Annotated in this window: 12 protein-coding genes; 5 read left to right on the top strand and 7 right to left on the bottom strand. The window is 61.2% G+C overall.

From position 1 onward, the window contains the following. The first annotated feature begins 227 nt into the window (after nt 1-227). The 5 genes from NE852_RS24740 to NE852_RS24720 all read left to right on the top strand — a co-directional run bounded on the left by NE852_RS24740 (nt 228) and on the right by NE852_RS24720 (nt 5,067). On the top strand, nt 228-1,253 hold the full coding sequence (locus NE852_RS24740; RefSeq protein WP_008531846.1) for a sulfate ABC transporter substrate-binding protein: 1,026 nt from the start codon (nt 228-230) through the stop codon (nt 1,251-1,253). 8 nt (nt 1,254-1,261) lie between these two features. Beyond that, entirely contained in the window at nt 1,262-2,119 is an 858-nt protein-coding gene (cysT, locus tag NE852_RS24735; protein WP_008531845.1) for a sulfate ABC transporter permease subunit CysT, read from the top strand. Then, the gene (gene cysW / locus NE852_RS24730) at nt 2,109-2,981 is read left to right on the top strand and encodes a sulfate ABC transporter permease subunit CysW (protein ID WP_258156839.1); all 873 of its coding nucleotides are present in this window, start codon (nt 2,109-2,111) and stop codon (nt 2,979-2,981) included. Before cysT ends, cysW begins: the two co-directional genes overlap by 11 nt. A 10-nt stretch (nt 2,982-2,991) precedes the next feature. Further along, a complete protein-coding gene (locus NE852_RS24725; RefSeq protein WP_008531841.1) occupies nt 2,992-4,032 on the top strand; it encodes a sulfate/molybdate ABC transporter ATP-binding protein in 1,041 nt (346 codons plus the stop codon). 162 nt (nt 4,033-4,194) lie between these two features. Continuing rightward, nucleotides 4,195-5,067 (top strand): cell wall hydrolase, encoded by an 873-nt coding sequence (locus NE852_RS24720; RefSeq protein WP_258156838.1) that lies wholly within the window; start codon nt 4,195-4,197, stop codon nt 5,065-5,067. 143 nt (nt 5,068-5,210) lie between these two features. On the opposite strand, the gene pepT is transcribed toward NE852_RS24720, so the two are convergent. From pepT to NE852_RS24685, 7 genes are all read right to left on the bottom strand, one after another. Continuing rightward, nucleotides 5,211-6,443, bottom strand: a complete 1,233-nt coding sequence (pepT, locus tag NE852_RS24715; RefSeq protein WP_258156837.1) for a peptidase T — start codon at nt 6,441-6,443, stop codon at nt 5,211-5,213. 94 nt (nt 6,444-6,537) lie between these two features. Then, nucleotides 6,538-7,596, bottom strand: coding sequence for an ABC transporter ATP-binding protein (locus NE852_RS24710; RefSeq protein WP_008531831.1), 1,059 nt, complete (start codon nt 7,594-7,596; stop codon nt 6,538-6,540). Nucleotides 7,597-7,601: 5 nt separating this feature from the next. Further along, nucleotides 7,602-8,432, bottom strand: coding sequence for a carbohydrate ABC transporter permease (locus NE852_RS24705; protein ID WP_008531830.1), 831 nt, complete (start codon nt 8,430-8,432; stop codon nt 7,602-7,604). 4 nt (nt 8,433-8,436) lie between these two features. Further along, on the bottom strand, nt 8,437-9,372 hold the full coding sequence (locus tag NE852_RS24700; protein WP_008531829.1) for a carbohydrate ABC transporter permease: 936 nt from the start codon (nt 9,370-9,372) through the stop codon (nt 8,437-8,439). Nucleotides 9,373-9,589: 217 nt separating this feature from the next. Beyond that, nucleotides 9,590-10,849, bottom strand: a complete 1,260-nt coding sequence (locus NE852_RS24695; protein ID WP_037173560.1) for a sugar ABC transporter substrate-binding protein — start codon at nt 10,847-10,849, stop codon at nt 9,590-9,592. Nucleotides 10,850-10,882: 33 nt separating this feature from the next. After that, nucleotides 10,883-12,055 (bottom strand): PLP-dependent transferase, encoded by a 1,173-nt coding sequence (locus tag NE852_RS24690; protein WP_008531827.1) that lies wholly within the window; start codon nt 12,053-12,055, stop codon nt 10,883-10,885. Next, on the bottom strand, nt 12,052-12,774 hold the full coding sequence (locus tag NE852_RS24685) for a FadR/GntR family transcriptional regulator (RefSeq protein WP_008531825.1): 723 nt from the start codon (nt 12,772-12,774) through the stop codon (nt 12,052-12,054). The genes NE852_RS24690 and NE852_RS24685 overlap by 4 nt, the downstream gene beginning before the upstream one ends. Between the last annotated feature and the right edge of the window lie 104 nt (nt 12,775-12,878).

The following is a 12,878-nucleotide window of genomic DNA, read 5'->3' as shown; positions in this document are numbered from 1 at the left end:
TCAGCATCGCTTCGGCCGCTTGTGGAGAAACTGTGGCAGAAAAAACACGGTTCTGCGGCAGGACGACGACCGGCCCGACGATTGGCCGCGGCCAACTTCGGCACGTCCATTTCAAAATCGACCGCGAAATGGAATGAGATTCTAACAGCATCAGGGGAACCGGAAGAACCTTCGTTTCATTATACGACTGACTTGATAGAGTTAAGACAGAAAACAGGAGGGTTCCTATGCAGACACAACGGCTCACCCGGCTCCTCGCGGCGGCGGTCATGGCAAGCAGCTTCGCGATCGGGAGCATTGCCCCGGCATTCGCGGATCAGACGCTGCTTAACGTTTCCTACGACCCGACCCGCGAATTGTACAAGGATTTCAATGCTGCCTTTGCCGCCAAATGGCAGAAGGACAGCGGTGAAACCGTGACGATCAAGGCTTCGCACGGCGGCTCCGGCGCCCAGGCTCGCTCCGTCATCGACGGCCTCGACGCCGATGTCGTGACGCTGGCGCTCGAAGGAGATATCGACGCCATCGCCAAGGCGACCGGTAAGATCCCGGCCGATTGGAAGACCAAATTCCCGAACAATTCGACGCCTTATACCTCGACGATCGTCTTCCTCGTGCGCAAGGGCAACCCGAAGGGCATCAAGGACTGGGGCGATCTCGTCAAGGACGACGTGCAGGTCATCACGCCGAACCCGAAAACCTCGGGCGGCGCCCGCTGGAACTTCCTCGCCGCCTGGGCATGGGCCAAGCAGGCGAATGGCGGCGACGACGCCAAGGCACAGGAATACGTGACGAAACTGCTGCAGCACGTTCCGGTTCTCGACACCGGCGCGCGCGGCGCCACAACCACCTTCGTCCAGCGCGGCCTCGGCGACGTGCTGCTCGCCTGGGAAAACGAAGCCTATCTTTCGCTTGAGGAACTCGGTCCCGACCAGTTCGAGATCGTGACGCCGTCCTTTTCCATCCGCGCCGACCCGCCGGTCGCGATCGTCGACGGCAACGTCGACAAGAAGGGGACACGCAAGGTCGCCGAAGCCTATCTGAACTACCTCTATTCGGATGAAGGCCAGAAGATTGCCGCCAAGCATTTCTACCGGCCGATCAAGCCCGAGGCCGCCGATCCGGCCGACATCGCCCGTTTCCCGAAGCTGACGCTCGCAACCATCGACGACTTCGGCGGCTGGAAGGCGGCGCAGCCGAAATTCTTCGGCGACGGCGGCGTATTTGACCAAATCTACAAGCCGGCCCAATAATAGATTTCATGAAAGCACATAGCCCCACGCGGTGGCGGTTCAAACGGCCGAGCGTCATTCCGGGTTTCGGAATGGCGCTCGGCCTTACCTTGACCTGGCTCACCCTCCTGATCCTCATCCCGCTCTCGGGCCTTGCCGTCCGGTCGAGCGCGCTCGGCTGGGAGAAATTCTGGTCGATCGCGTTCGATCCACGCGTACTGAACGCGCTGCGCATCAGTTTCGGCAGCGCCTTCATCGCCGCAATTGTCAATGCAGTCTTCGGCATCATCCTTGCCTGGGTCCTGGTACGTTACCGTTTCCCCGGCAAGCGCGTCATCGACGCCATGGTCGATCTGCCCTTTGCACTGCCGACGGCCGTTGCCGGTATCGCATTGGCGGCGCTCTACGCACCGAACGGCTGGGTCGGCCAGTTCCTGACACCGCTCGGCATCAAGATCGCCTTCACCCCGGCCGGCATCGTCGTGGCGCTGATCTTCGTCGGCCTGCCCTTCGTGGTTCGCACCGTGCAGCCGGTCATGGAGGAAATCGACAAGGAAGTGGAAGAGGCCGCTGCGACGCTCGGCGCCAACCGCTTTCAGACGATTTTCCGCGTGCTGCTGCCGGGGTTGGCGCCTGCCGTCCTCACCGGCTTCGCGCTCGCCTTTGCCCGCGGCGTCGGCGAATACGGCTCGGTCATCTTCATCGCCGGCAACCTGCCGTTCAAATCGGAAATCGCACCGCTGCTGATCATCATCAAACTCGAAGAATACAATTACGCGGCAGCAACCGGCATCGCGGCGATCATGCTGGTGATCTCGTTCGCCTTGTTGCTCGTCATCAACCTCATCCAGAGCTGGAGCAGGCGGAGGTACGGCTATGGCGCTTGATGCGACCGCTCAACCGGGGAAACTGCGTTCGGTGACCACCGAACACAGGATGGCGCGCTATACGCTGATCGCCCTTTCGCTCGTCTTTCTGCTGCTGATCCTGCTGCTGCCGCTCGCCGCCGTCTTCGTCGAAGCCTTCCGCAAGGGCGCCGGCCCCTTCCTCGAGGCGCTTGGCGATGCCGAGACCTTCTCGGCGATCCGCCTGACACTCGTCGTCGCCGGCATCAGCGTACCGCTGAACCTCGCCTTCGGGGTCGCCGCCGCCTGGGCGATCGCCAAGTTCGAGTTCAAGGGCAAGGCGTTCCTGACGACGCTGCTCGACCTGCCCTTCTCGGTTTCACCCGTGATTTCGGGCCTGGTCTTCGTGCTCCTGTTCGGGGCCAACACGTGGCTCGGCCACTGGCTCAGCGCTTACGATATCAAGATCCTCTTCGCCGTGCCTGGATTGGTGCTCGCCACCATGTTCGTCACCTTTCCCTTCGTCGCCCGCGAGCTGATTCCGCTGATGCAGGAACAGGGAACGGCGGACGAGGAGGCAGCGCTTTCGCTCGGCGCCAGCGGCTGGCAGACCTTCTGGTATGTCACACTGCCCAACATCAAGTGGGGCCTGCTCTACGGCGTGCTGCTCTGCAACGCCCGCGCCATGGGCGAGTTCGGCGCCGTTTCGGTCGTCTCAGGGCACATCCGCGGCCAGACGAACACCATGCCGTTGCAGGTGGAGATTCTCTACAACGAGTATAATTTCACCGGCGCTTTTGCCGTCGCCACGCTTTTGGCCTTGCTCGCGCTGGTGACTCTTGTTTTGAAGACGCTGCTGGAAATGCGCTATAGCGCCGAGATCTCCGCCAGCCGGCGGCACTGAAGGAATTGGAATGGAAGTACGCGTTCAAAACATCCGCAAGGAATTCGATCGTTTTCCGGCGCTGCACGATGTCTCGCTCGACATCCGCTCCGGCGAGTTGATCGCACTGCTCGGCCCTTCCGGCTCCGGCAAGACGACATTGCTGCGCCTGATCGCCGGCTTGGAAAGCCCGACGGAGGGGCAGATCTTCTTCGGCGACGAGGATGCCTCGAAGAAATCAGTGCAGCAGCGCAATATCGGCTTCGTCTTCCAGCATTATGCCCTCTTCCGCTATATGACGGTGCTCGACAACGTTTCTTTCGGCCTGAGGGTCAGAAACGGCGCACGGCGCCCGCCGAAGGCCGATATCCGCAGGCGAGCCTTGGAACTGCTCGATCTCGTCCAGCTTTCCGGTCTCGAGAAACGCTATCCGGCGCAGCTTTCCGGCGGCCAGCGCCAGCGCGTGGCGCTCGCCCGCGCCATGGCGGTCGAGCCGAACGTGCTGCTGCTCGACGAGCCCTTCGGTGCGCTCGATGCCCAGGTGCGCAAGGACCTGCGCAAATGGCTGCGCGAGATCCACGATCGCACCGGCCACACCACCGTCTTCGTCACCCACGACCAGGATGAGGCTCTTGAGCTTGCCGACCGGGTCGTCGTCATGAGCCAGGGCGCGATCGAACAGGTCGGAACGCCCGACCAGGTTTACGACAATCCGAATTCTCCCTTCGTCTTCGGCTTCATCGGCCAGTCGAACTGCCTGCAGGTCGAGATATCCGATGGCGACATCCGCTTCGACGGGCGCTCGCTCGGCCTCAATGCCGACGGCGAGCCGGATGGTCCGGCCCAGCTTTATTTCCGCCCGCACGATGTGAGGCTCTGCGAATCAGCCGAAAACTGCATCGCCGGCCAGTCGGTTTCCAGCCGTCGTGTGGCCGGCACCCGCCATATCGAACTCGATATCGGCAACGACCGCCCGCATATCGAAATCGAGCTGCCGCCGAGCGAGGCCGACAGGCTCGATCGCAACCGCGTGGCGTTCAAGCCGACCCGCTGGAAGCTGTTCCGCGGCTGATCAACATCGGGAAACAAGGGGATTATCGCCGGAATCGTATTCGGCGAGAGCCCCTCAGGCTTTTTGTGATCACAAGTTGTTTGTATTTGTATCATATGACGAGTAAAAGATTTTCACGTTAATCATAAAGGGCTGGACGAATCCAATAGGAGGCACCTGGCGTTGAGGGCGGAGATTTCCTTTGGAAAATCCCTGATCGGGATTTTGCTCGTAGGACTGGCAGCGGCAAGCTGCACCACAACATCGAAGCCGGCGGCAACGGCGGCGAACACCAAGACGAAGCAGGCTCAAGCGCCAAAAGTCACTTTCAATTATACGGCCAAGGATCGCGACTGCCTGAAGCGCGCGATGTATTTCGAATCGCAGCATTCGGATGAGGACGGCTATCTGGCCGTCGGTACCGTTGTCATGAACAGGCTGACGTCAGGCGCCTATCCGCCTTCCATCTGCGGCGTCGTCGCCCAGGAGAAACAGTTTGCGCCCGGCGTGATGACGCGCGAGGTCAAGCCTCAGGCCGAAACGGAGCTTGCGACCGCCGCCGATGCGATCCTTCTGAAGGGTGCGCGCCATCCGCAGGTGAAGGATGCGATGTTCTTTCATACCGAGGGGCTGAAATTCCCCTACGACAACATGCATTATGTGGCAGTCGCCGGCGGCAACGCCTTCTATGAGAAGCGCGACTCCGACGGCACGCTCGAGACGCCGCCGCCGCTGCCCGCCTATGAGGTGGCGATGAACTATGTGCCCGGCGAAAGCATGCTGCCGCCGCAATTCGAAGCGCTGATACCCTCGGCCGTTCCCGTTCCTCTCCCGGCGCCGGACCCCTTGGCCACGGCGAGCACGGCGTCGATGCAGATCATTGCGCCGGTGACCGCGCCAGCACCTTCGCCGGTTCCCGTTCCGGTGGCCGCGCCGGCACCCTTGCCGGTAACCTCAATCGAGCCCGAGCCGGGAATGCCGATCGCAATCCCTACCCCCCGCCCCGCCTATGACAGCGTGATGCTGCGCGGGAGCATGCCGGCGAATGGCGGCTAGCGCATCGGCCCGAAAATCGGAATCGATTTTCGGAAAGCTCGATGCGTAGATTTAATGTGTTAGAGCGTCCTTTGTGCGTCCGAAGGGACGCACAAAGGACGCTCTAGTACCGCCAGTCCCGCATCTCAGACAGGTGAGAATGTTCAAGCCCGCTCTTCCCAGACCTTCGCAAGCTCCACGATCGTCTGGACGGCTTTTTCCATATCCTGGCGGCTGACCCATTCGAGCGGCGAGTGGAAAGCATGGCCGCCGGCGAAGATGTTCGGGCACGGCAAGCCCATGAAGGAGAGGCGCGAGCCATCCGTACCGCCGCGGATACTGCCGCGCACTGGCGTCATGCCCGCCCGCCGCACCGCTTCGATGGCGTTGTCGACGATCTCCGGGTGACGGTCGAGAACGACCTTCATGTTGCGATACTGTTCCGTCACCTGGAAATGATAGGTCGAGCCGGGATAGGCTGACATCACCTCCTTGACGATCGTTTCGAGCATTGCTTCCTTTTCCACTAGCCCCGTATCGGTGAAGTCGCGGATGATGAAGCTCAGCGAAGCCTTCTCCATCGAGCCGGTCACGCCGACCGGGTGAATGAAGCCTTGCTTGCCCTCGGTGGTCTCGGGCGCGATATCCGCCGGCAAGCGATCGATGATGGCGCCGGCGATCTTGATGGCGTTTTCCATGCGGTCCTTGGCGAAACCGGGATGGATCGCCACGCCTGATATGCCGATCTCGACGCCGTCGGCCGAAAAGGTCTCGTCCTCGATATGGCCTGATGTTTCGCCGTCCATCGTATAGGCGAAGTTGGCGCCGAGTTTCTTCAGGTCGACCTTGTTGACACCGCGCCCGACTTCCTCGTCGGGCGTGAACAGGATCTTGATCGTTCCGTGCCTGATCTCGGGATTATCGATGAGGATCTGAGCCGCGGTCATGATCTCCGCCAATCCCGCCTTGTCGTCGGCGCCGAGCAATGTCGTTCCGTCGGTCGTGATAATGTCGTTGCCGATTTGGTTCTTCAGCTCCGGATGCTCGCTGACACGGATTACCCGGCTGGTATCGCCGACGAGCTGAATATCCCCGCCCGCATAGCTCCTGACGATCTGCGGCTTGACACCGGTGCCGCTGAAATCGGGCGCAGTGTCCATATGCGAGCAGAAACAGATGACCGGCACCACCTTGTCGCTGTTGGCGGGGATGGTCGCATAGGCATAGCCATGCTCATCGAGATGCGCGTCGGAAAGGCCAATCTTCAGCAGTTCGTCGACCAGCACCCGCCCGAGATCCTTCTGCTTTTCGGTCGTAGGTTGGGCCGACGAGGATGGATCGGATTGGGTGTCGATCACGACATAACGGAGAAAGCGGTCGAGAACAGTATCGGTCATATCAATCCCATTCAGCAAGATCATCTGACGATATAGCCCTCGTGGGCGATGCGGCAAAAGCTTTTTCCTCACGCGACGCGTGAGGATTGGCCGTTCAGTCGACGCGCCTTCCCTCGGCATCGAATACGTGCAGATACTGGGGCGGAAAAGCCGCGTTGACCTTCGGGCCGGCCTTCAGCGCTTCGCGGTTCAGCGTGAAGATCTTGAAGGGCAGACCATGCAGGGCAAGGTGCAGGATGATGCCGAAGCCCGTGGGTTCGATGAGTTCCACGTCGGTGGCAAGACCCGTCCCGTCATTCGTCATCAGCACATGCTCGGGCCGGATACCGAGCGTCACCTTTGTGCCGTCCGAAAGCGCCAGCGGCTTTGCCAGCGGCACGATCGTTCCATCCCTCAGCCGCACCCCGCCCGCATCATAGGTCGCTTCGAGGAAATTCATGCCTGGCGAACCGATGAAGCCGGCGACGAAGAGATTGGCGGGCCGGTCGTAGAGCTCCAGAGGACTGCCGACCTGCTGCACCACACCGCCATGCATGGCGACGATCCGATCCGCCAGCGTCATCGCCTCGATCTGGTCATGGGTCACGTAGATCGAGGTCGCCTTCAGATCGCCATGCAGTTTCTTGATCTCGGCGCGCATCTGTTCGCGCAGGCGCGCGTCGAGGTTGGACAGCGGTTCATCGAAGAGGAATGCTTTCGGCTGGCGCACGATGGCGCGGCCCATGGCGACGCGCTGGCGCTGGCCGCCGGAGAGCGCCTTCGGCCGCCGTTCGAGCAGCGGATCGAGGCCGAGCTTGGCGGCCGCTGCGGCCACCGCGCCGGCGATCTTTTCCTTCGCCGTTTTGCGGAGCCGCAGGCTGTAGCTCATATTGCCGGCAACGTTCATATGCGGATAGAGCGCATAGGACTGAAACACCATGGCGATGTCGCGGTCCTTGGGATGCAGCTCGTTGACCCGGCTGCCTGCAATGCGGATCTCGCCTGATGTGACCTCCTCCAGCCCGGCGATCATGCGCAGGAGCGTGGACTTGCCGCAGCCGGAAGGGCCGACGAGCACGACGAATTCGCCGTCCCGGATCTTCAAATCGACGTCGTGCAGCACCTGCACATGACCATAGGCTTTGCGGATATTCTGGATATCGATCGATGCCATTCTGTTTAACCCTTGACCGCGCCGGCCGTCAGGCCCTGGACGAGATAACGCTGGATGAGCAGGAAGAAGAGGCCGGCCGGAATGAGCGCCATGACGCCCGCCGCCATCATCTGCCCAAAATCCACCGAGAACTTGGAAACGAAAGTGAGAAGCCCGACCGGGAATGTCGCCGCGTCATTGCCGTTGATCAGCATCAGCGCGAACAGCAGTTCGCTCCAGGCAGCGGTGAAGACGAAGCCGAGGGTGGCGGCGATGCCGGGAAGCGTCAGCGGCAGGATGATCTGGCGGAACGCGGTGAACTGCGTCGCCCCGTCGATCATCGCCGCCTCTTCGAGATCCTTCGGAATGCCGTCGAAGAAGGACTGCATCAGGAAGGTGGCGAAGGGCACGTTGAAGGCGGTGTAGACGATGACGAGCCCGGCCAGGCTGTTGGTCAGATGCAGGGGCGACAGGATCTTGAAGATCGGCGCGACCAGCATGACGAGTGGAAACATCTGGGTCAGCAGCATCAACGCGACGATCCAGTATTTCGCCCGGAAATTGAAGCGCGACAGCGCGTAGCCGGAAAGCGAGGCGCAGATCGTCACCGTCACCGCCGTCGAAGCCGAGACGATCAGGCTGTTCTTGAAGAAGGTGGGAAAGGCGCTGTGCTGCAGCACGAAGGCATAGTGATCCCAGCTCGTGCGCGAGGGCCACATGCGCACGCCTTCGGTATAGAGCAGATCGTTCGGTGTCACCGAAACCTTGAGCAGCCAGAACAGCGGGAAGAGCGCGAAAGCGATGTAGCAGAGGATCGCCAGACGGTGCGCGATCGTGGGGATGACGGATCGTCTCATGGTCTCAATCCTTGTTCAGCAGCGTCTGCCGCAGCAGGATGATCAGCATCGAATAGGCGAGCAGCAATGCGAGCAGCACCAGCGCGATCGCCGAGGCATAACCGAAATCGAGCCGCTTGAACGCCGTCGTGAAGATGTAGCTCGCCACAATCTGCGTGCGGTCGGCCGGCCCGCCATTGGTCATGACGACGATGAGATCGGCGAAATTGGAGATCCAGACGGTGCGCAGCAGCACGGTGATGGCGATTGTCGGCGCCAGGAACGGCAGGGTGATCGAGCGGAAACGCTGGAACCAGCCGGCGCCGTCGATCGACGCGGCTTCGTAAAGATCGCGCGGAATCGCCTGCAGGGCTGCCAGCAACGTGATGGCGAAGAAGGGAATGCCCCACCACACATTGGCGACGATCGGCCCCCACATGGCATAGTTGGGATCGGAAAGAATGTTGCCCGGCTCATGCATCAGCCCGAGCGCGAAGAGCCAGTGCGGGATCGGCCCGATGACCGGATTGAACAGCCAGGCCCAATTGAGACCGGCAAGGAAGGACGGCACCGCCCAGGGCAGGAAAACCAGCGCCTGCGCAATCGCCCGCCCCGGGAACGGCTTGTCGAGCAGCAGCGCCAGGATCAGTCCGAAGACGAATTGCAGCGCGACGGAAGCACCGGTCCACCAGAGCGTGTTTCTCAGCGCGCCGTAGAAGGCGGCATCGCCCGAAAGCTCACGGAAATGCTCGAGCCCGATGAAACCGCCGGAGAACGGATTGAGCAGCTGGATGTCGCGGAAGGCATAGGAAACCCCGAGCGTCAGCGGCACCAGCATCACCGCGATGATCAGGATCAGGGACGGTGCGCTGTAGAGATAGGGCTCCGAAGCATCGGCAAGGCGACGCAGCCACGGCCTGCGGTCGCGACGCATGTCGAGCGTATCGGCGGAAATGGTCATCGGATTGCGGTTTCCATTGTCTTACCCGGTTAGGGATTCACGAGTGGGTCATGCTTTTGAATGGAGAGACCGGAGCCCCCTCATCCGACCCTTCGGGCCACCTTCTCCCCGCTGAGGAGAAGGGGAATGAGGCGCCGCCACGAGTCTCTCTCCCCAGCGGGGAGAAGGTGCCGGCAGGCGGATGAGGGGGCTTCCAGCTCGAAGCCCCCTTTTTCCACTATTTCTTCGACAGGAACTTCTGCTGCGCCTTGGTCAGATATTCCGCCCACTGGTCGGCCAGATCCTTCGCCGAGATATCGCCGAGCAGGGCCTGCTGCGAAGTCTTGATCGCCAGCGAATCCTTGAAGAAGGCGAATTCCTCGAGGTAGGTCGGCATCACGGTCGGCACCGTGTTCGGGTCTGCCAGCTCCTCGAACCAGCCCTTGAACTGGTCACCGGCATAGAAGGGGTCCTTCTCGGCCGCCGTATAGGCCGGCAATGCGCCGATGCGCTTGTTCCACTCGATATTGCCTTCCGGCCCTTCGAGGGTGGCGATCAGCTTCCAGGAGAGATCCTTGTTGCCGCTCGTGGTGAACATCGACCAGCCGCCGTAGCCAATCGTCGGGAAGGACTTGCCGTCAGGTCCCTTGGGCAGCGGCATGACGCCGAAATCTTCCTTTTTCATGCGTTCGGCGATGGCGATCAGCGCATCCGGGTCCTGATCGAGGAAGGCGCAGGTGCCGGAATAGAAGCCGGCGACGACTTCGTTGAAGCCCCAATTGACGCTGTCCTTCGGCGCATAGCCTTTCTTGTAGAGATCGACCATCCACTCGATGCCCTTGGCCCAGCCGGGGCTGTTCATCGTCGAGGTGCCGTCCTCACTGAAGTACTTGTTAGAGCCGGCCATCGAGGCAGCGAAGATCATCCAGCCGTTGAGGCCGCCCGGTCCGCCGCGCATGCAGTAGCCGTATTTGCCTGACAGCTTGGAAACCTTTTCCGAAGCGGCGGTGAATTCCTCCATAGTCTTCGGCGGCGCCGCGACGCCGGCTTCCGAAAGCAGTTTCTTGTTGTAGAACATCGCCCTGAGATAGAAGCCATAGGGCAGCATGTAGGCGGTGTTCTTGACGTCGCGGCCGAGTTCGAGCGCGCGCGGCGTCAGCTCCTTGGTGTGCTCCCACTTTTCAAGGTAGGGTTCCAGGCTTTCGAGCATGCCGTTATTTGCATAGAGCGAGAGCCAGGTATCGGGCATCTCCATCACATCAGGCACATCGCCGGCCGATACCATGGTCGCGAACTTCTGGAAGGCTTCGTTCCAGGGCAGCGAGATGATGTCGACCTTGGTGCCGGGATTGGCGGCTTCGAACTTGCCGACGATCGATTTCAGCGTTTCTGTGCGTTCCGGGCTGGTGATGACTTCGACGAGTTTCAGCGTCGTGTCGGCAAAGGCCGTACCCGCCATCATCGAAGCAAAGAGCGTCGAGATTATTAGCTTTTTCATGCTCAGTTCCCCCTTTTAGGTTTCTCTTGGGTTTCAGGATTGTGAAGCGGCGGCGAGCGCCTCCTCGATATCTCTCCACAGGGCCTCGGTTCCTTCGAGGCCGACATGGAGGCGTACGGATCGCGCGTGGATGCCAAAGGCATGCGCGGAATTCGGCTGTGCCTTCTGCTGAAGCACCACCTCGCCCGGTACGATCAGGCTTTCATGTCCACCCCAGCTTACACCCAGTTTGAAAAGCTTGAGGTGATCGGCGAAGGCACGGATATCGACGCCTTCGCGGAAGATGAACGAAAACAGGCCCGACGTGCCATTGAGCCCGGCGGGCAGGCGATTGGCGAGGCCCGGATGGCAGACCGTCTCCACCACGTCGAGTCTTTGCAGACGCCTGGCGACTTCGAGGGCGGATGCCTCATGCGCTTTCATGCGCAGCGGCAGCGTGCGCAGGCCGCGGATCAGCAGCCAAGCGTCGAAAGGCGAAAGTTTGCCGCCGAGATAGGGATAGGCCTCGGCCTTGATGCGCGCGATCATTTCCTTCGAACCGGCAACGACACCCGCCACCACATCGCTGTGGCCGCCGAGATATTTCGAGGCGGAATGGATGACGAGATCGACGCCGAGCGTCAGCGGCCGCTGGAAAAACGGGCTCGCCCAGCTATTGTCGATCATCGAGATCGCACCGTGATGTCTTGCGAGCGCCGCAAGCGCGCCAACGTCATGAGCCTCCATCACCCAGCTTGTCGGGCTTTCCAGGTACAGGACCTTGGCGCCGGGCAGCGCCTTGGCGACGGCCTCCTCGTCGCGCCCGTCGACATAGGTCACCTCGATCTTCATCCGCTTCAGGATGGTGCCGAACAGGCGGAAAGCATCGGGATAGACGTGTTTGACGGCAACGATGCGGTCGCCTGGTTCGACGAAGCTCAGCACGGCCGACGAGATCGCCGCCATGCCGCTCGCAAAACCCAGCGCATCCTCCGCAGCTTCGAGCTTTGCCAGCATTTCCTCGAAAGCGCGCACCGTCGGGTTCAGCCCGCGCGTATAGATCGGCCGCACTTTCTCGCCGCGATAGGAGGCGATCATCTCGTCGTAATCGGAAAAGGTGAAAAGCGAGGTCTGGAAAATCGGCGGCACGACGGCCTCGGCGAAATTGCCTTCGTCGTGAGCCGTGATGATGGAAGCGAGATCGAACGGGTCTGCGCCGCTGCTCATTTGGACATTTCCTTGATGTCTTCCTCGACGATATCGAGAATTTTCAATGTTTCCGCCCGCGCCGCCTCTGGATCCCGGGCGACGATCGCGTTGAAAAGCGTGCGGTGAAAGGGAAAGGACCGTCGGGCGAAATCCTGCCGGTCGAACGGGTGCTCCCAGAAGCGCTCGAAGGTCTCGCGCATCTGTTCGAGAAGTTGGCGAAACAGCGGGTTATGGGTGGCGTCGTAGACGGCGAGATGGAAGGCAAGATCCTCCGGCCCTGAAGTGCCTTTCTCCAGGTGCACCCGCTCCATTTCGTCAAGCTTCTCCTCGATGACGACGAGATCCCTCTCGGTGCGCCGCCGGGCGGCGACCATGCCCGCCTCGCATTCGATGCCGCGGCGAACCTCCAGCGTCTGCAGCAATGCATCGCGCAGATGCACCGCGTCGAACGACAGCGGCATGTGTATCGTCGCCCGGGAAACCGGCTTTAACAGATAGGTTCCGCTGCCCTTGCGCGTCTCGATGACGCCGAGCGCCTGAAAGTGGCGGATCGCTTCGCGAATGGTCGACCGGCCCACGGCAAGTGCCGCCATCAACTCGCGCTCGGCCGGCAGCCGATCACCCGCCTGCAATCTGGCTTCCTCGACATAATCCGCCAGCGCATCGGTCACCTGACGCGCCCGGTCCATGACGGGAAGCGGCCGGATCACCGGCCTGCCGCTATGATTTGCCTTCATGGTTCCCCATTTTCTATCAGGCAACGACCTAAAAATTGGTCTGACATCTTAGCATTAAGCAAAGACGCAAAGGCGTCAAGCGGTGTTTTTCGACGTGAGATAAT

This window comes from Rhizobium sp. Pop5, from assembly GCF_024721175.1.
Lineage (GTDB): Bacteria > Pseudomonadota > Alphaproteobacteria > Rhizobiales > Rhizobiaceae > Rhizobium.
The sequence above is the reverse complement of the archived record's forward strand: the minus strand, read 5'-3'. Positions and strand labels throughout refer to the sequence as shown.